Origin of the sequence: Nocardia sp. NBC_01730, from assembly GCF_035920445.1 — a bacterium.
GTDB lineage: Bacteria > Actinomycetota > Actinomycetes > Mycobacteriales > Mycobacteriaceae > Nocardia.
Genome location: NZ_CP109162.1, coordinates 8,163,652 through 8,181,731 on the forward strand (window position 1 = coordinate 8,163,652; position 18,080 = coordinate 8,181,731).

Annotated in this window: 24 protein-coding genes and 1 tRNA gene; 21 read left to right on the top strand and 4 right to left on the bottom strand. The window is 65.2% G+C overall.

The features are described 5' to 3' along the window. The first annotated feature begins 40 nt into the window (after positions 1-40). From OHB12_RS33600 to OHB12_RS33695, 20 genes are all read left to right on the top strand, one after another. On the top strand, positions 41-889 hold the full coding sequence (locus OHB12_RS33600; RefSeq protein WP_327114151.1) for a hypothetical protein: 849 nt from the start codon (positions 41-43) through the stop codon (positions 887-889). After that, a complete protein-coding gene (locus tag OHB12_RS33605) occupies positions 855-1,709 on the top strand; it encodes a GntR family transcriptional regulator (RefSeq protein WP_327114153.1) in 855 nt (284 codons plus the stop codon). The genes OHB12_RS33600 and OHB12_RS33605 overlap by 35 nt, the downstream gene beginning before the upstream one ends. A 159-nt stretch (positions 1,710-1,868) precedes the next feature. Further along, a complete protein-coding gene (locus OHB12_RS33610; RefSeq protein ID WP_327114156.1) occupies positions 1,869-2,084 on the top strand; it encodes a DNA-binding protein in 216 nt (71 codons plus the stop codon). Further along, positions 2,081-2,233, top strand: coding sequence for a hypothetical protein (locus tag OHB12_RS33615; protein WP_327114158.1), 153 nt, complete (start codon positions 2,081-2,083; stop codon positions 2,231-2,233). Before OHB12_RS33610 ends, OHB12_RS33615 begins: the two co-directional genes overlap by 4 nt. Further along, the gene (locus OHB12_RS33620) at positions 2,230-2,664 is read left to right on the top strand and encodes a hypothetical protein (RefSeq protein WP_327114160.1); all 435 of its coding nucleotides are present in this window, start codon (positions 2,230-2,232) and stop codon (positions 2,662-2,664) included. Before OHB12_RS33615 ends, OHB12_RS33620 begins: the two co-directional genes overlap by 4 nt. Further along, positions 2,661-3,002, top strand: a complete 342-nt coding sequence (locus tag OHB12_RS33625) for a hypothetical protein (RefSeq protein ID WP_327114162.1) — start codon at positions 2,661-2,663, stop codon at positions 3,000-3,002. Before OHB12_RS33620 ends, OHB12_RS33625 begins: the two co-directional genes overlap by 4 nt. Continuing rightward, entirely contained in the window at positions 2,999-3,418 is a 420-nt protein-coding gene (locus tag OHB12_RS33630) for an RRQRL motif-containing zinc-binding protein (RefSeq protein WP_327114164.1), read from the top strand. Before OHB12_RS33625 ends, OHB12_RS33630 begins: the two co-directional genes overlap by 4 nt. Next, positions 3,415-3,792 carry a hypothetical protein gene (locus OHB12_RS33635; RefSeq protein WP_327114166.1) on the top strand — a complete coding sequence of 126 codons (378 nt, stop codon included), beginning with the start codon at positions 3,415-3,417 and terminating at the stop codon, positions 3,790-3,792. The genes OHB12_RS33630 and OHB12_RS33635 overlap by 4 nt, the downstream gene beginning before the upstream one ends. Then, positions 3,789-4,571 carry a hypothetical protein gene (locus OHB12_RS33640; RefSeq protein WP_327114167.1) on the top strand — a complete coding sequence of 261 codons (783 nt, stop codon included), beginning with the start codon at positions 3,789-3,791 and terminating at the stop codon, positions 4,569-4,571. Before OHB12_RS33635 ends, OHB12_RS33640 begins: the two co-directional genes overlap by 4 nt. Continuing rightward, positions 4,571-6,682, top strand: a complete 2,112-nt coding sequence (locus OHB12_RS33645; protein WP_327114169.1) for a hypothetical protein — start codon at positions 4,571-4,573, stop codon at positions 6,680-6,682. Before OHB12_RS33640 ends, OHB12_RS33645 begins: the two co-directional genes overlap by 1 nt. 38 nt (positions 6,683-6,720) lie before the next feature. Further along, the gene (locus tag OHB12_RS33650) at positions 6,721-6,891 is read left to right on the top strand and encodes a hypothetical protein (protein WP_327114171.1); all 171 of its coding nucleotides are present in this window, start codon (positions 6,721-6,723) and stop codon (positions 6,889-6,891) included. A 22-nt stretch (positions 6,892-6,913) separates the two neighbouring features. Beyond that, entirely contained in the window at positions 6,914-7,438 is a 525-nt protein-coding gene (locus OHB12_RS33655) for a hypothetical protein (RefSeq protein ID WP_327114173.1), read from the top strand. Between the two features lie 2 nt (positions 7,439-7,440). Continuing rightward, on the top strand, positions 7,441-8,115 hold the full coding sequence (locus tag OHB12_RS33660; RefSeq protein WP_327114175.1) for a hypothetical protein: 675 nt from the start codon (positions 7,441-7,443) through the stop codon (positions 8,113-8,115). Between the two features lie 2 nt (positions 8,116-8,117). After that, entirely contained in the window at positions 8,118-9,818 is a 1,701-nt protein-coding gene (locus OHB12_RS33665; RefSeq protein ID WP_327114177.1) for a hypothetical protein, read from the top strand. Further along, entirely contained in the window at positions 9,815-10,300 is a 486-nt protein-coding gene (locus OHB12_RS33670) for a hypothetical protein (RefSeq protein WP_327114179.1), read from the top strand. Before OHB12_RS33665 ends, OHB12_RS33670 begins: the two co-directional genes overlap by 4 nt. After that, positions 10,297-10,785, top strand: a complete 489-nt coding sequence (locus OHB12_RS33675) for a hypothetical protein (RefSeq protein WP_327114181.1) — start codon at positions 10,297-10,299, stop codon at positions 10,783-10,785. The genes OHB12_RS33670 and OHB12_RS33675 overlap by 4 nt, the downstream gene beginning before the upstream one ends. Further along, positions 10,782-11,138 carry a hypothetical protein gene (locus tag OHB12_RS33680; RefSeq protein WP_327114183.1) on the top strand — a complete coding sequence of 119 codons (357 nt, stop codon included), beginning with the start codon at positions 10,782-10,784 and terminating at the stop codon, positions 11,136-11,138. The genes OHB12_RS33675 and OHB12_RS33680 overlap by 4 nt, the downstream gene beginning before the upstream one ends. Then, complete coding sequence (locus tag OHB12_RS33685; RefSeq protein WP_327114184.1) at positions 11,135-11,965, top strand: DUF2637 domain-containing protein; 831 nt, start codon at positions 11,135-11,137, stop codon at positions 11,963-11,965. Before OHB12_RS33680 ends, OHB12_RS33685 begins: the two co-directional genes overlap by 4 nt. A 38-nt stretch (positions 11,966-12,003) precedes the next feature. After that, complete coding sequence (locus OHB12_RS33690) at positions 12,004-12,459, top strand: hypothetical protein (protein ID WP_327114185.1); 456 nt, start codon at positions 12,004-12,006, stop codon at positions 12,457-12,459. A gap of 1,858 nt (positions 12,460-14,317) precedes the next feature. Beyond that, complete coding sequence (locus tag OHB12_RS33695; protein ID WP_327114186.1) at positions 14,318-14,542, top strand: hypothetical protein; 225 nt, start codon at positions 14,318-14,320, stop codon at positions 14,540-14,542. Positions 14,543-14,584: 42 nt separating this feature from the next. Here OHB12_RS33695 and OHB12_RS33700 read toward each other — a convergent pair. Continuing rightward, positions 14,585-15,728 (bottom strand): IS3 family transposase gene (locus OHB12_RS33700; RefSeq protein ID WP_327114188.1). Its coding sequence is split into 2 segments (ribosomal slippage): positions 14,585-15,464 and positions 15,463-15,728, totalling 1,146 coding nucleotides; the frame shifts between segments, so codons are not numbered across the junction. Positions 15,729-16,066: 338 nt separating this feature from the next. Here OHB12_RS33700 and OHB12_RS33705 point away from each other — a divergent pair. Continuing rightward, positions 16,067-16,882, top strand: coding sequence for a hypothetical protein (locus OHB12_RS33705; RefSeq protein ID WP_327114190.1), 816 nt, complete (start codon positions 16,067-16,069; stop codon positions 16,880-16,882). A 119-nt stretch (positions 16,883-17,001) separates the two neighbouring features. On the opposite strand, the gene OHB12_RS33710 is transcribed toward OHB12_RS33705, so the two are convergent. From OHB12_RS33710 to OHB12_RS33720, 3 genes are all read right to left on the bottom strand, one after another. After that, positions 17,002-17,076: transfer RNA gene (locus OHB12_RS33710), tRNA-Val, on the bottom strand. Between the two features lie 17 nt (positions 17,077-17,093). Then, on the bottom strand, positions 17,094-17,558 hold the full coding sequence (locus OHB12_RS33715; RefSeq protein ID WP_327114192.1) for a peroxiredoxin: 465 nt from the start codon (positions 17,556-17,558) through the stop codon (positions 17,094-17,096). Between the two features lie 76 nt (positions 17,559-17,634). Next, on the bottom strand, positions 17,635-18,057 hold the full coding sequence (locus tag OHB12_RS33720) for a DUF3052 domain-containing protein (RefSeq protein ID WP_327114194.1): 423 nt from the start codon (positions 18,055-18,057) through the stop codon (positions 17,635-17,637). Positions 18,058-18,080 lie beyond the last annotated feature (23 nt).

Consider the following 18,080-nt stretch of genomic DNA (forward strand, 5'->3'; position numbering starts at 1 on the left):
TCGCGAACGGGCGTTCGTCGATATCGGCACAATCGACGGTATGACGGGATTTCTACTGACGCAGGAGCGTCGTGACGAGCTGGCAGGTCTACTTGGTGACGAGAAGCGGTTCCGCACAACCTATCCCGTAGTTGCCGACTACTTGGATACGGCGCCCAGGCTGTCCGGCACCGGCAACGCCGACGTGGACCATGCTTTCGACATTCGGCTACTCCACTTCATGGCCGGAGGCGAAAGCACAAATCCGTACTGGGACATCGTTGGCCCGTCAGTCGGTGCCGCTGCAGCGGGAGATGGCAGGCGGGAAGTGAACGGCGGCGACCCGACCGGGTCCGTTCGGTTGGCGTTCGCTCAGACCGTGTTGCAGGAGGCATTCGCCTACGCAGTGCCCGCCCCGGAAACCCTGAAATGGGTGGCGGCGATGGCGGCCGGTCGGGGAGTGCTGGAGTTGGGCGCAGGCCGCGGCTATTGGGCAAGTCAACTACGTCGTATCGGACTCGACGTTCTGGCCTTCGATTCGGAGCCACCCGACCAGCAAGCCAATGCGTCATTCCGGGACAGTCCTGGGCAGCAGTCTGTTTGGGGGCACGTCGGAAATCTGGCCGAACTGGCGGAGGCTCGGCAGTCAGGCGAGGAGTTGCGTCGCTTGCTGTTTCTGTGCTGGCCGCCGGGGTGGGGCAATCGCATGTCCATAGATGCGCTGGACTCATACGAGCGTGCAGGCGGCGACCGTCTGATCTACATTGGCGAACCGCGCGGGGGGAAGACCGGAGTCGACGACTTCTTCGACAAACTTGAAGCAGCGTGGGAGCTTGTGGACGAAGACGCACAATTCGTCACGTGGTGGAACCTGCATGACCGGGCTCAGTGCTGGTCACGGCGGACGTAAAGCCGGATACCCGACCGACACCCTAGGATGGTTGTATGTATACCTAGTTGTGTATACAAAGGACCTCGGAGGGATTCTGACCCACCGTGACCATTCGATAGGGGATGACATGACAGAACCGGCATACGTGAGAATCGCGGGCGAACTTTCCCGCCAGATTCGGGCGGGCGAACTTCCGCCTGGGACACAGTTGCGCAGTCTCGACGAGTTGGCGGAGCGGAACGGTGTATCGCGGATCGTGATCCGCAAGGCGGTCGAGCTACTGCTCGGTCAGGGACTCGTCCGGACGGTGCGTCGTCAGGGAACGTTTGTGGCGGATAGCCCGAACCACACACGGGTGTCACCTGAGCGGCAGCTCGAGGACCCTGAGATTACGTTCCGAAACGAGTCTGCGAATGGTTCTGTCGTGGTCGAGCGCGACACCTCGACGGTCGAGGCGACGGATGAGTTGGCCGAGAAGCTAGGCGTCGAGGTGGGTGCTCAACTGGTCCATGTGATCACTCGTGCGAGCGAGGACAGGCGTCCAATCTCGATCTCGGACACCTACCAGCCGATCGGTGCTCCGGGGGTCGAAACCGCGGCGCTCCTTGAGGAGACGATCAGCGATTCGCTTCCCGCTGTAACGCATGCCGATTGGCTTGGAACCACTCCTGGTGAGCTGGTCAAGTCCGTAAATCAGCGCTATCTGACTGCGGACGGCGGGGTTCTGATGATCTCGACCATCTCATACCCCCGTGACCTCTACACCGCATTCCTCTTCCGGATGGCCCTCCCTGGAGCTTCCGGCCCGGGTTCGGCGGAAGCGGCTCCTGCGCCCTAGCTCTCCTTCGTCTTCTTTAGGGGCCTGACCATATTGCCTGGTCGGGCCCCTTTTTCGTGCACTCCACCGACTGGGTATACCTAGACTCTTGTGTGTATACCCAACTAGGTATACCTTGTTAGGTATACACAATGACAAGTCGTCAAAGGAGTGACATTCATGAGCAGACGAAACAGTTCGGTCAGCGAGCGCGCGACTCTGATCAGCCTTCGGGATGCGGCGGAGCTGGCCGGCGGAGTGCACCCGAGGACCGTCCGGCGCTGGGTCGAGGGCGGCTTGCTGGAGGGCTTCCAGGTCGGCCCGCGACTGATCAAGGTCGAGCGCGACCAGGTGCTTGCGCTCGTGCGTCCATTGCGCGAAGGCGGCGCGGCGTGATGCGTGGCAGGACGTTCGGCTTCGCGATTGCTGCCGTGTCGATCGGCTACCTGGTGCTGACGGCGCCGGAGGTTGTCGGGTTCACGGCGCTGCTGTTGGGCGCGGTGGCGTTGTGGCGTTCATCGCGGCAGTGGGGGGTTCGGCGATGAGCACGAGCGAGCCGTTGCATGATCCGGCGGACCTGTTGGATGAGTTGGACGCGATCATCCGTGAGCGGGAGTTGTTGCGGCAGCGGACGGTTGTGTTGCAGGCCCGCTATCGGGCGTTGGAGGCGCACGCCGACCGGTACGACAAGCCGGGTCCGACCGAGTGGTGCCCTGAGGAGTTCGGCAGCGTCAACATCGAAGGGACGGTCAAGCGTCTCGGTTACGCAGCCGAAGATATGGCCGCTGTGTCGGCGCGCTGGCTTGGGTCGGCGCGGGAGCTGGCCGAAAAAGTCCGGGAGTATCCGCAGCCGGAGCGTGAGCAGGCCGATACTCCGAGCCCGGCGCAGGCAGGGCCGGACAGCGCCCTCGCCGAGTATCGGCCGGGGTGTGCGTTGGATGATCGGTCCGGGAGTGATCAGGGGTGGTCGCGGTGACTGCGCCGTGGCGGCAGGACCCGCCTGTTCAGGGGTACACGGTCACTCATTTCGACCGTGGCCGTGGTCCGCATAACCCGTTGCATTCGATGGCTGGTCCGGAGTTCACCGGTATGGGCGCGGTGTACGCGCCGCTGGGCGTTTTGCCGCCGGCGGTGCGGCTCGCAGCGTTCGGGCTGCTGCTGCTCGTCGCGATGGGCGGGTGCACGGCGGCGTGGGTCGATTACCAGGACTACACGCCGTCGCCGAACATCTGCCGTCCGGTCAATGCCGGGGTTCCGGCGGAGCCGCCGGGGTCGTGCGTCCCGGGCTCCCAGGCGCCGGTGGTGACGCGATGACCGCACCAGCGCAGCAGGGCAGTATCCCGGTGTACGAATGGCGCACCGCGCCTACGCATTTGCGGACCCGTCGCCAGTTGGCTGCCGACGGTTTGCGCCCGAATGGCCAGGACATCGCGGCCAAGGTGCAGCGGCGTCGGCGTGCCGACCGGGAGCCGTTGACTGCATATCTCTATGACGTCAATCTCGCCGCTGCGAAGCGGGAGGCGACGCCTGCGCAGTTGGAGGCGTTGGCGCGGGCGACGCGGGAGCACCAGTTGCGTGCTGCGGAGCGGCGCGGCATGGACCGGTCGGAGCTGGAAACGGCCGGGGATCCCGGCCCTGGCTGGGCTGACCCGTCTGCGCGGGAGCCGATTGCGGGGCATGCGTTCGCTGGCCTGGTCTCTGGTCGTGATGGGGATGGGTGGGAGCGGTGAGCCGCCGTCGTAGCTCGCAGCCGCAGCAGCGTGAGCAGTCCCAGGTTCATGCTGCGTCTCGGCTGGTTCCGGTCACCGATTTGCCGCACCTGGCAGAGGGTGCGCGCTGTCGTGGTGAGTCCGGTCGGCAGGTCCGGGTGGATGACCCGCAGCCGCAGCAGGTCCGGACTGCTGGCCGTGGGCCGGGTCAATGGCTGGGTTCGGGTCAGCGGTTGCGGCCGGTGTCGCCGCAGTACGTGACGGTCGCGGAGATCGAGCAGGCCGAACAGGCGGGCCAGCAGCAGAAATCAGTTCAGGCCGACCGGGTTCCGATTCGGGGTCACGCGTTCGAGGGCCTGATCTCCAGTCGAGATCGCGAGGGATGGGAGAGGTGATGACAGCATTTCGGATCGGTCCGCGGCAGATGACCGTGTTGACGATTTTGGCCTTCATGTATGGGGCGCCACTGGATGCGGTCGCTCAGATGCTGGGTGTGCGGATGTCGAGCGCGTATCGGCATGTGGCGAAGTGGCGTGAGGCCAAGCTGATCTCGTCGTTGAAGGTCCGGCCGGTGCCGGGCCCGACGTGGGTGTTTCCGACCCGGTCGGCGATCGAAGGTCTGACGGGCCTGAGCACACAGTTTTGGACGCCGACACCGAAGATGGCTGCGCATGTGCGAGCTGTGCTGGATGTGCGATTGGCGCTGGTCGGGCTGGATCTGGACCGGTGGATTTCGGAGCGGGAGTTGCGTGCCCAGGTTGGCCCGGTCAAGGCGGGGGAGTCGCGCCCGCACATCCATGATGGCCGCTTCTACACCAGCGAGGGCGAGTTCTGGGCGGTCGAGGTCGAGCTGACTGCGAAGAACGCAGCCGCCGCCCGGATTGCGGTCGCCAAGGCGAAGCAGGCTGCGGGGAAAGCCGACTGCGACAAGGTCATCTACTACTGCAGGAACGGCGAGATCAGCAACGTGATCAAGGTTGCTGCGCGCGCTGCTTCCGGTGTGGATGGCCCGTCTGTGCGGGTGGCGGCGCTTGCTGAAGTGCTCGGCGACACCACCACTACCAGTACGGCTCGCAGTCTTCGTCCCGGTTTATCGGTGATCGAGGGCGGGGCCTCTGACCACATCAACCAGGCCGCGTTCGTCGGCCGCGACACCGGAGAGGCGGTGTCGTGATGAGCACCGATTTCCCTATTCACCAGGATTCGGTCTGCCAGAAGGTGATCGATTTCCGTCCTGAGTGCGCGAAGCCGTATCCGTCGCAGGTACCGGCCGTCCCGGAGCAGTCCCAGGTTCCGGGTACCGGTTCCCCGCATATCGATCCGACGTTCCCGTCGATCAGCGGGCACGACGGCAATCTGTTCGGTATCACCTTGCCGGAGATCACCTTGGACGGGTTCATCGACGCGTTGATGATTGCGGGCACTTGTGCGGTGTTCGGGTTGGTGTCGGCGGGCGCGATCTTCCTGGTCGCCAACCTGTTGGCGTGGTCCCCGGCCCGGCTGCGGAACTGGATGATCGGCGCGGCTGTCGCGATGCCGGGTTCAGCGATCATGCTCAACGGGTGCGACTGGTCGGCCCCGGTCACCCAGTTCACCGCGGGCGCTGCGGAGCTGGTGGCCGGTAACCCCGCGCACGGGCTCGCGGCTATGACGGTGCTGCTGATCCCGGCGGCGTGGATCACGGCCATGTTCGCCTTCACCAACCGGCGTGTGCAGATCGCGACCAACGGGTTGCAGTCTCCTGCGGCCACGGAGCGGGCGTTGTGGCTGCGCACCCAGCGCGAGCAGCGCGCGGCGGCGCGGTTGTCGCGCTACCGGCTGCCGTTTTCCACCGGGGGTTTGAACCCGCATCCGGTGATCGGCCGCCTGGCGACCGAGTCGACCCAGGCTCCAGCGAAGTCGCGGACGCGGGCACTATTGGCGCGCAACGAGACCCGGCTGATCGTGCCGTGGATCAAGATGAACGAGCACGGGACCAGCGTCGCCTCTTCTGGTAAGGGCAAGTCGACGTTGATGAACCGGATGTTGGTGTCGTGGTTCGTGACCGGTTGGCAGCGTCATCGGCAGTGGTGGCGGCTGGATCGTCCCGGCCGGCCTTTGGTGTTGGTGATCGACTGCAACGGCGGCCCGGACTCGCGGAAGGCCGCGAGCAAGCTGATGCCGTGGTTCGAGGCACTCGGGGTGCCCAAGGAGCGGATCGGGATCTTCCCCGATGCCACCGGTTTGGACTTGTGGTCGACACCGAAGGTCGATGACCTGCGCTCGATCCTGTCGGCGATGATCTCGGGCGGCTCGACACCCACCTCAGATACGGAGAAGTACTTCCACGAGATCCGCGAGACGCTGATCCACCTGATCGTGGACGCCCCGGCGAAGGTGGTCGACGGCAAGCCGGTCGGGGAGAACCCGCCACGGAACTGGATCGAGTTCCTGTCCCGGTTCGATGTCAACAAGCTCGCGAAGCTGTGGGGCGGGACCTGGGACGACACCGTTCCGTGGGCCGGTGTGCCGGGCGTGGACGCGGAGATCGCCTCGACCAAGGCCGGTAAGCAGCCGGTGATGGATTCCGCGCGTGCGGAGTTCGGCAACCTGTACCGGTCACTCGGTGATGCGTTCGACGGGGACAAGCTGTTCACCGACTTCGATGTCCTCTACGTCATCTTGGAGGGCATCAAGTCCCCGGACCGGGCCCGTGCCCAGTTCGCGGCGTTGGGTTGCATGCTCGAACAGCTCGCCGACCGTAAACACGGCCGCCAGGCCTTCCTCACTGTGGACGAGTTCTCTGCGGTGTCTGATGGCAAGACCCGGGCGAAGGCGTGGGTGGAGCGGCTGCGTAAGGCCGGGATCTCCACCTGGTGGTTCGCCCAGTCCTGGAACGGGCTCGGTCACGACGACGACGCCCGCGAAGCGTTGGTCACCGCCGCCTCGGGTGGCTCACTGCTCGGCGGTCAGGAGAAGGGCGACAAGCTCGCCGAAAACTACGGCACCCGCCGCGATTTCGACCTCTCCCGCAAGCTCATCGGCGGCTCAGCCGCAGGCGATGAAGGCAACGTGCAGGCCAATGACAAGCTGCTGGTCCACCCGAACCGGTTGCGCGCCATGGGCAAAGGCGACGTCGTGCACGTCTCCGGTGGCGTCGCCCGCTTCGGCCGGGTGTCCCCGCTCGATGAGAGGCAGCTGGCCTCGCTGCGTCCGCTGCCCGGCCTGTCCCAGATGCGGACTGTCACCACCGAACCCTCACCGTTGGCGCCGGTCATCGACCTGCGCAAACACCGCCACGCCTGAACCAGTACGAACCCACGAAATCCAAAGGAGCACAACCGATGTCAAAACCGAACCGCGACACGAACGGCGGGACGTTCCTGCTCGACCCGAACCAGCTCGCCGACCGCGTGGCCGTGCTGGCCGCCGTCTCTGGCGGTGCCCGCTTCGGTCGGGTGTCCCCGCTGGATGCCCGCCTGTTGGCCTCGCTGATCAACCGCCGTCACGACTAACCCGAGAGAGAGATCACCGCACATGTCTGTTCCGAACATCAACCCCGAGGACCACGGAGAGGAAATCTCCGGCCTGTCCGACGAGCAGCGCCAAGCCGAGATGGACCTGTTGGCCCCGCTCGCCGAGGACATGTCCAGCCGCACAACCAAGAAGCTGGTCGAGCGGATCCAGCGGCAGGAAACCGTCGTCCCCGACGGCGGCAACCTCGGTCGCGCGCTGGCCCCGCACGTCGACCGCGCCACCCGGATCCGGGACGGCCTGCGGCTGTGGGCTCCCGCCTTGACCACCACCACCGGTTGTGTGGTCGCCGCCACCACCCTGCCGATGACCGGCCCGCTCGCTGTCTACGGCCTCGGACTGTCGGGGTTCTCGGTGTGGATGTGTGCCGGGCGCCCCAGCCCCATCGAATCCGCGCGCATGAGCGGCTACGCCATCGCCGACTCCGCCAGCTGGATCAAACGCCACATCACCCGCGCAGCAGAACGCCGCACCGCCACCCCGTCCTGCACTCAGCAGTCCGCACAACCCAACCAGAAGGAGAACTGAGCATGAACCACAACGACTTCCGGGCCGCGATCGTCGGCGTGACCGCAGGCGTTGTCGCCGGTGCTGTCACCGTCGCCGGAGTCATCGCTTTCGATGACATGGACCTGTGGGGGCAGGCGGAACGGGCTCTGGCCCGTCGCCGACTCTCGCCCGCCGACCGTGCCGAGCTGGAGCGGCTGGAGGACGCCGAGCGTTCCCGTTCCCGTGCGCGCACCCGAGCCCGGCAGGAAATCACCGCGGAGATCCGGGCGAAGTTCGTGCCGGGATTCATCGGCGGCAAGCACCCGGTTGCCTCGCTGGAGGAACTGTCGGTGCCACAGCTGATCACGGGGATCGAGCACGCCGAGACCAAGGTCCACGAAAACCCGTGGCTGATCGGAGGTGTCGAGCAGCACCGTGCCTGGAGCGATCATCTCGCCGCGCTGCTCGATGAGTTCCACCGCCGCCGCGGCCGGGATGTGCATCGGCGGCTGTCGCTGCTGGACCAACAGCTTATGCAGTCCGCCGAAACCCGCATGAACACTGCGAAGTTCGCGCCGCCGACGCTGCCCAGGCAGGCACCCCGGCCCGCCCCGACACCCGTCGAGATCCCGGCCGATTCGCCCTACCAGTACCCGGATTTCATCGGCCCCGACGCCGTCGAGGCCACCAACACCGATTCCGTGAAGGAGATCTGATCATGTCCGATCGCAGTCCCGAAGACGAGATCGTCGCCGAGGCACGCAAGTTCAGTACCGCGATGATGACCGCGATGCAGCGGCACGCCCAGGCAGCGAACTGGCTGGAGCGCCGCCGGGCCCGCAAGGAGATCTCGCGTCTGGTCCGCCAGGAGCACCGCGAGCAGCAGCAGTCCCGCGCCCATCACCTGTCCTGGACCAACCAGGCGGTGAACCGCTACCGGCTGCACGCCGAAGCAGTCACACACCGGGCAGGCGATCCGCGCGTGGATCATGACCGCCGCGCCCGCGACGCCCGCTCTCTGGCCGAGCATCGTGACCGCCTGGCCGGCCAGTTCGTCGGCGACGGGCACTTGACCCGCACCGAACAGGGCATCGCCCTGGACGGTTTGGACGCCGCGACGGTGTTCCCGGAGTTCAAGACCGGCAACCTGTTCTCCCGCGCCCACAAGGTCAAAGGGCTTGAGGCGCTGCACTACCGCGCCCGTGTGGCCCGCGAGACGGCCAACGTCAACCAGCGCGCCGAGCGGGAGCGTGAGGATTGGCAGAAGGGCCTGGACGCCGCGCGCCGCGCCAATCTCGAGGAGGCGCTGCTCGCGCGTATCGACGCGGCCCAGGTCACCCGCTACCGCTACAGCGCGCAGATGACGTGGACTGATCCGGATGGTGGTGTGCTCACCGAATCTCGTTCGTTCGCTACCGAGCACTCCGCCACCAGTTGGTTGCAGCGCAGCATCAGCCACACGGGGTGGGCCGACGGCACCACCCTCCATGTTGAGACCACCGACACCTTCAACGCTGCTGCGCAATACAGCGACTGGGGTCGTCCCGAGATCGTGGCCGAGCAGTTGGCCGGGCGGGAGGCCGTGTTGCGTGAGCGGACGCTGACCGGTCAGGTGCACCGTGAAGATTTCCAGCTGCGGGCCCGTGAGGCCGAGCAGGATTCGGGACGTTTCAGCAGCACCGTCACCTACCTGCCCGAGAACGCCAACCAGGTCGTGTACGAGACCGGTCACCACGCGACCGAGGCCGAGTCTGCGGCGTGGACGCGTCGGCAGATGGCCGATATTCGGTCGGCGCCCGGGACCACCGTGCACGTCGCCGTCCACGACACAACCGCCGAGGACCGCACCGATCCGCTGTTCCGCGCTGAGGGTGGCCGAGCGATGGTCGCCGACGAGGTGGCGTACTGGGGCGAAGGCATCGAGCACGAACGCTGGCGAGACGAGCAGAAGCTGACCGCTACGCCGCAACAGATCGCGGCCGAGCGTGACCAGCTCGCCGAAGATCTCTACGCCCGCGCCAACGAGATCGAGCAGCTATCCGGTGATTTGGTCGATGCCGCCAACCGCAACAACCAGCTGCGCGACCGGGTCTCCGAGCGGGACAACAGGATCGCGGAACTGACCACCCGTCACGGGCTGTCGATCGAGCACAACAACCAGCTGACCGACGCCAACGCCCGGCTGACGCGGCAGCTGACCGCGATGACCGCCGAGCGTGACCAACTGCGCGGCGAACGCGACGAGGCCGTGCAGAAGCTGGCCGAGCGCACACCGGCGCACGAGCGCTACGGCAGCCCGGAGCGGCAAGCCGAGCAGGTCGCGACCAACGGAAACACCAACGGCCGCCAGACGATCAAAGGCCACGCCTTCGCAGGCCTGGTCAACGGCCGCGACCGGGAAGAAGGGATGGAGCGATGAGCACCAACGAACTCGATGACCTGTACATCAACCAGTACGTCGACAAAGTCGCCGACCCAGAAGAAGTGCTGATGCGCGCGGACTTCGCTCGCATGCAGGAGATACGCGACAACATGCCGCACGTGCAGACCGCGGAAGAGCGCTATCAGCTCAGCAACCAGGCCGACGCGATCGACCAGCGGTGGGGCGGCCAGCTCAGCGACGAGCGCGAGACGTGGCAGTACCTGCAAGACGCCCACGACGACTGGAAACGGTCACCCGAAGTAATGTGCCGTTTCCACGAGCAGATCAACATCGACCAGGCCGCGGGCTTATGCGGCTTGTCCGGCACCGAGTGGCGCAGCCAGCAGCAGGCCCGCGAGCTGACCGGGCACGGTTCCTGGTCGGAATCGCTGACCGAGGCACACCGCACACCGATCAAAGGTCACGCGTTCGCGGGCCTGATCAACGGTCGTGACCGGGAACAGGAGATGGAGCGATGAGCAGCAACGATCTGGATGACCGGTACATCAACCGTTATGTGGGTCGAGTCGAGGACCCGAACGAGATGTTGATGCGGGCAGACTTCGACCGCCTGTTGGATCTGCGTGAAGCAGCGGGGCAGGCCGATACCGACGAGAAGGCGCACGGGCTGTCCGACGAGGCTCACCAGGTCTTCAGGAAGTGGGCTCACCGTGGTGACGACTACGGACAGGCGTGGAATTACCTGTTCGATGCCAAAAGGGCTTGGTCGCGGTCTCCGGAGACCATGCACCAGTTCATGAATCAGGTCGCGGTCGACCGAGCGGGACTCACCCCGATGCAGGAGCGCAGCCTTTTGCACGTCCGAGAACTGACCGGCAACGGCGAGTGGAACATCTCGTCGCCAGAGATCGGTCAGGATTCGACCGACCGGGCACCGATTCCGGGTCACGCGTTCTCCGGTCTGGTCAACGATCGTGACTGCGGGCAGGAGATGGAGCGGTGACCACTACCGAGACCCGTCAGCAGTCCCAGGCTGACGGATTCGAACCGCTGCGCCCCTACACCCTGGAGTCTTACGCCGAGCTGGAAGCTCGGGTCATTGCGGCGAACGAGCGTGCGGCGGTGCTGGAGGAGCAGCTCGCTGCCGTGATCGCGGAGAGGGATGCCGCCGAGCATCGCGCCGCCGATTTGGAGGACCGTAACCGGGAGCTTGCTAGCGATCTTGACAACGCGCTGGATCTCGCGAGTGAGAACGCGCTGCACGCCGAGCGTGAGCGTCTGGTCCCGCAACCGATCTACGGGCACGCGTTCGCGGGCCTTGTCACCAACCGCAACCGGGAAGGGATCGAACGATGAGCGACACCCTGTCGCACCCCGCCGCCGCCATGTCGCCATCCAGCGTCGCCCTGTCGCCGACCGCCGCCGACATGTCGCCGGTGGCGTCGCCGCCGTCGTGGAATGTCGCTGAGGTTGTCGCCTTGCTGTCGCTTGCGGCAGTGAGTATTGCGGCGTTCTCGTGGTCGGCGATCGCGCTGCATGGGGTGGCGATGATGTCCGGGATCCCGGATTGGTTGGCGTGGGGCGCCCCGGTGATCGTGGACGGCCCGATCGTTCAGGCCGCCTTCTCTCTGGTCGCGTTGAACCGGCGCGAGAAGATCGGCGTGAGGATCCCGAAAGCCACGCGCTGGTTCTTCTGGGCTGAACTCGCTGCCGCTGAGCTGGTCTCTTTGATTGGCAATGGCGTCCATGCGTGGAAGGCGGAGCATCTGGAGTTGCCTCAGTTCGCCGCCGCGGCTGTGGCTGGCGCCGCTCCGGTGGCCGCGCTGGCCGTCACGCACGCCCTCACCGCCCTGCTGGAGGTCCCGCGCATTCCGGAGCCGAAGGCGACAGCACCCGTCGCCGAGAAGACGACCGGCGACATCGCCCGCTACAGCGGCGACACTGAGGCGACATACGCCGATATGGATGCGACATCAGTCGGGATCGATGCGACAGCAGTACGCGACGCGGAGATCCTCCGGCTGCACTTGGCCGGCCTTTCCTACCGCGACATCGCCCCGATCGTCGGTCTGCATCACGGCACTGTCGGCAAGATCCTCGCCCGCATCAAGACCGAGGGCGACACCCACACGGAGCAGCTGGCGCTGCCCGCACCCCAAAACGTCCGGCTGATCGCCGGATAAACCCACAACCCAGCATCGATAACCAAGGAGTAACCAAAATGACATCGTGGATCATGGCCGAGGAGCCGAAGGTCATCCGTAGCGCGTTCGGCAAGAACGACGAGCCCGGCACGACCGTGGCCGGTCTGGTCGTCTCGCAGGAGCTGACCGCGCAGAAGGACCCGAAGACCGGCAAGCCGAAACTGCGGCAAGGCAACCCAATTCGGCAGCTGGAAGTAGTGATCCTGACCGGTTGGCAGACCGACCCGGACGACGACGGCGCCCGCAAGCTGTTCGTACGCGGCAACCTGCAGAAGGCGCTCAAGGCCGCGATCCTCGCCGCGGGCGACAGTGATCTGCGTAACGGTGCCCGGGTGACTATCCAGTACACCGGCACCGGGACGGCGTTCAACGCCGACTACGCACCACCCAAGCTGTACAAGGCCAAGTACGAGCCGCCGAACGACGCGTCTCTCGCCGAGGTCGCCGCGTACCTCGGTGCGGATGACGAGTAGTCGCCTGACCCGCGTCTGACCAGCAAGAAGGCCCCTGCCGAGTCCCAGTCGGCAGGGGCCTTCGCGTACCCGGAGCAGCTCAGCGTCCGGGCCCGTCCTATTCTTCGCTACCAGCCCGCCGACCGAAACGTCGGCGGGCTGTTTTTGTCCCTGGTGCGGGGGCGCGTGCGCCTCCGCCGGGGCAGGCCACCGGCCTGCCCCTTATAGCCTGCTCTTCTCGCGCAGAGGCTCACGGGTCAAGGGTGGCCGCAGGCCATCGCCGCAGGCGACGCCGTAGGCGCCCTTGAGGCGTGAGTGGCGCGGGAACACAATGCAGGCGACCCCGCACCAGGGACACGCGGCCGAAGGCCGCGCACGGCGCACCGCGCCGCCATCCAGATCGATTGCCGATCGGTAGCAGATCACTGCGCCAAGAGTCTCCGAAGATGCTCGCCGCAGACCTCGAGAGCCTTCGGTTCTGACCGCCCAGCGCCAGGAACTGGGCTGAATTCCTGTGTCCTAATTCCGGATTCAGCAGTTGATCTCGCGCGCCGCCGGAGAGCGAAAACCCGGCGAGAACCGGGTGAAAACCCTGCGAAAAGTGGAGACAACTTGTCTCCACTTTTCGCAGGCGCACCCCACCCCCATCTACCTCTCTGACCTGCGAAAACGACGCTTCGCGCCGTTGAATCCCTCCACCCACCCAGTTCCACATCTCATCCCCACTACGTGAAACGGGGACGAGATGTGGAACTGGGTGGGTGGAGAGATTCAAAATCAAAACAGGTCAGAGAGGTAGATGGGGGTGGGGTGAAAAGACAAAGACTTTGGTTGCGTTGGGTGGGCATCGGAAAGTTGGCTAGATGGTTGCGTAAGAGTCGGTGACGGTGGTGGCGTCAGGTACGCGTAGCTGCGGTCTACTGCACGCGGCTGTGCGTGGTGGCAGGGTGCGTAGCGCGGCGCGATCAGGAGCGGGTACCGCGACCTGGCGGTCGCGCGGGCCTGCGCGCGGGCGTGCTGTGTGTCCCTCTCGGTGTGGCCTGAACAAGGGCTATCACCCCGGCACCGGGCATCAAGGGCGCTCCTACGTCGCGTCGGCTGCGCCGATGGCTGCGCCACCCTTGACGCCCGCCGCCGTGGCGATCGAGAAGCCCTCAGGCCACACCGAGAGGGACACACAGCACACAGACCAGCCATCGCTACAGCCCGAAGAACTGCGCGACCCGGGGGCCGCGGAAAAGAATCCGCTCGCCGCGGAGGCAGGCCGCCCAAAAGGGTCAGGGTGCGCAAGTCAAGATGTGTTGGTCTACCGCGGCTCCAAGCGGGCGGACCGAGTGCCGACCCGGTGCAGTAGTGACCCCGGCAGCAACTTTGCAGCGTTGGAAACAGCTACCGGTCGGCAGTCGGTCAGGTATGCCGAGCGCCGTTCACATCACCTGTTCCTGACTGATTCCTCGCTGTGCGCCGCCACACCGAGGTCATACCCCCATGTGAACGCGCTCGAGTGGACCGTAACCCCACCTTCTCGATGAAACCTTCACCACGCAGCCGCAGGAGCATTGGGCCGAACCGGCGAGGCTCAGATAACTCTGGCCATCCGTCGGCTCGCATCGCGTTGTGTACGTCCGCGTTGATGAACTCTGTCTGCACCGGCAACTCGAGGATCAGCTTCTCTGCTGCCGCGAGATACTGTTCGGGATCGGACACGGTTGTCGGCTGCGCTTGCTCAGTCATCCCGATACCTCGATCCGCTCGATAGCTCTGCCGCGGGAATCGCCAGCAGTCATAGCTGCTCTCAATTACAGTGTGGCGGTCTTCGCGCGCTTTTACAGCGCATTCGATCCCTGACCTGTCGTCGATGCTGGACTCGGATCTCGTTGTGACCGGCAAGGTTTCGTCGTCGCGGCAAGCCGCACTCAAACGCCTTTGTCGGGCCGAGCAGGTTCCTATCGATGTGGACCAGGTTGCCGGGCTCGGCGTGCTCGTACCGGACTATCTGTTGCCGGAGGTTTTCGCCGGTGACATCGACATCGTCCGGCAGCTCTACCCGCCAGCCAAGTGGCACATCGACGAGCGCGATGTGTCGCTGACCAGTCCCCGATAAGGCGACCACCCGGCATTGGAGTCCGGGTTGTTTCGTCCGGATTCAGTTGATGCTGCAGGCCACGGGGTGGTGGGTGTGGCTGCAGCGGGCAGCGTACTCGGCAGGGGTCAGATAGCCCAGCGCCGAATGCCGATGCCGTCGGTTGTGTTCGTCCTTGAAGTCGCCGATCACGACGCGGGCCTCGAGCAGGCTCGTCCAGTGGTTGCGGTTGAGGCACTCGCTGCGTAACCGCCGGTTGAACGATTCGATATGGCCGTTGTTCCACGGCGTGCCGGGCGGGATATAGACGATCCCTACCCGGTCGGCGCAGAACTGTTGCAGCGCATGGGAAATCATTTCAGGACCGTTGTCCATACGCAGCACCTTCGGTGGCCCAGCGCGCGCGGTGAACACCTCCTGCAACTCGGCCACCAGCCGCTCGGCGGTGATCGAGCGCTCCACCAGGTGAAGCAGCGATTCACGGGTGTGCTCGTCGATCATCGAAGCGATCTTCACCGCGCGCCCATCCGTGGTGGAGTCGAACTGAAAGTCCAACGCCCACACCACCTTCGGTGCATCCGCATCAACCAGCGGCGTAGTCGAGCACCCCGCCCGCTTGCGTGGCGAGTGCGCCCGCACCTGCAAGCCTTCCTCCCGCCAGAGCCGGTGCACCCTCTTCTTGTTCACCTGCGAGCCCTCATCGAACCGCAGCGCCGCCCACGCACGCCGGAACCCGTGCCCTTGATGTTTCGTGGCATAGGAACGCAGCCAGACCCGCAACCCGACATCCGGATCGGCGGGGGTCTGCGCAGCTGGCAGCTGCCGATACGTGGACCGATGCAGCCCAACCACCTTGCACGCGAACCGTTCCGACATGCCCATCACCTGTTTGAGCATGTCAACAGCCCGCCGCTTGCTGGCCGGGCCTAAAATTTTCCCTCGCGATCTCCCGCAGCGCGTCCTTCTCCAGCTCCGCGTCCGCCAGCAGCCGCTTCAACCTCGCGTTCTGCTCACGCAGTTCCTTGAGCTCCTTCGCGGCATCGGTGTCCACCCCGCCGTACTGGCGGCGCCAGTTATACAACGTCGCCGCCGACACTCCCAGATCAGCAGCGATCTGCTCACCCGTCTGCCCAGCGGCAGCGAGCTCGTCGGCACGGCGCAGCTTCCGCACGATGTCCTCCGCGGAATGCCGCTTACGTCCTGCCATGTCCCTCAGTGTCCCTTCCAGCCCTCACCAGGGCCAACGGGACTCTAATACCGAGTGGTCTCATTCATTGGGAACGGGCCATCGCCATACCGGGCCAGTAAGCGCCGCCGCTGACCGTCAGGGCGTGTAACCAATCTCTCCCGAGGCAACGCAGTTAGGGCGCGAGTGTGGCGGTCGGGTCGAGGTGAGGGATGGACCACAACAGGAAGGGTGCGCTCAAGTCGAGTTGCTGCCTGTGCGTCAACCTCGCCGAGCGCATGCGGGCCACGGCGGCCGATGTCACTGATCGCCGAGACCCCGGGTATCGGTCGTGCGACCCTGCGTAGGACCCTGGCCAAGTGAGCACCGCAGATGACCCCGCGCCCGATCAGGGCGGCGATAAGCCACGACTGATGACTTCCCGCGAAATCCGTCGGCGGATCGAAGCGGACCAGCAGGCCGAGGAGCGGCTATTCATCCCCTCCCCGCCGATTGAGCGTCTGCTCTGGCAGGTGTGCGGGGCGTGGGAGACGGTGATTGAGCAGATCCGGTTCTTCCGCTACGTACTTGCTGAAGACCCACCGACTGATCCGCCGTTCTTCTACCCCGACGGCGAGCATGTCGCCCGCGACATGCGCAGAATCGCGCGAAAGATCAACGTCCGACTGCCGAGCGACACCGAGTGGACAGCCGAGTGCGAGAGCGCAAAGGCAATGCGCGATGATCTCGGCCACATGCTGCACTTCATCTCGATCGAAGGGGCTACCCCTAACCAGACCGTAACTCTGCTGCGAGTGCCATACCGCGAGCCCGACGAGATGACGCAGAGCGACGGCTGGGCGCAGCACAGTCGACGAACCGTCACCATCACTGAGCATGAGGCGCGAGATGTGCTGGCCGGCCTGAGCTACGTCAACAACTGCATCTATGCGCTACGCATGTTCGGAATAGAGTTCGCAGTCTGGCCCGACGGTAGATCTATCGACAGTGTGTTGGAGATCATGCCGTGGTGGCTTGATGACTGGGGTCCGGAACCTGGAGAACCGGGCTGGACTTATCCCACTATGCGGCAAGTCCGCCTCCGGCCGAAGGCTGAGTATGACGCTGCCTCCCGAAAAGCGGCCAGAGTTCTGACCGCAGAGGGGTCGCCTGTGAAGAGGCTGCAGCCTGGTTGAAGTGGCAATGGGGTCTCGATCCGTGGCAATTGCGATTCCGCTGCCCCACGTTTGCCCCACGAAACGTGCGTGGGGCAAACGATTCGAACGTTGCCGATGCCCTCTAGCTGCATCGACGTTGGTGGGCGCAGAGGGGATCGAACCCCCGACCGCTGGTGTGTAAAACCAGTGCTCTACCGCTGAGCTATACGCCCGGATCGTTGCCGACGGTCTATGAATCTAGCGCGGCGAGCGCTTTCTCCCAAGCCGCCTGGTCACGGGGCTCGCCGGGGCCGTTCATCTCGGCGAAACGGATGCGGCCCTCGCGGTCGACGACGAACGTGCCGCGGTTGGGATAGCCGGATTTCTCGTTGAAGACGCCGTAGGCGTCAGCCACCGCGCCGTGCGGCCAGAAGTCCGACAGCAGTGGGAAGGTGTAGCCCTGTTCGGCGGCCCAGATCTTGTGTGTGGGTGGCGGGCCGACCGAGATCGCGAGGATTTCCGCGTCGTCGTTCTGGAACTTCGGCAGCTCGTCGCGCACTTTGCACAACTCACCCTGGCAGATCCCGGTGAACGCGAGCGGGTAGAACACGATGAGCACGTTCTTCTTGCCGCGGAAATCCGACAAGGTGACGTTCTGGTTGTTCTGGTCCCTCAGTGTGAAATCCGGGGCGACAGTGCCGACCTCGAGTGGCATCGCAAGTCCTCCATCGTGTCGGGTCTTCACCGGGCGGCCGTGCGAGACCGCCCGGTGAAAACCATAGCGAAGTGGGTCAGCGCTGCTTCGAGGGCGCCTTGGGCTGCACCAGACGACTACCCGTCCAGGTGCCGAGGTTGATCGCCGAGGTCTGGGTAAGACCGGCGGTAGGTGCGGATTCTGCTATTTCGCTGGGCTCTACATGGCCCGGCTGCCCAGTTTTGGGTGTGAGTACCCAGACGAAACCGTCGTCGGCGAGCGGGCTGATCGCGTCCATCAACGCGTCCACCAGATCACCGTCCCCGTTGCGCCACCACAGCAGCACAACGTCGACGACCTCGTCGGAATCCTCGTCGACGAGTTCGCCGCCGATCGAGTCCTCGACGTCGGCCCTCAGGTCGTCGTCGACATCCTCGTCCCAACCCAATTCCTGGACAACCAAGCCGTGTGTGATGCCAAGCTTCTGAGCGTAGTTCTGCGCGTCCGCCGCGGCGACCACGGTGGTGTCCTCCTCAACTCCCG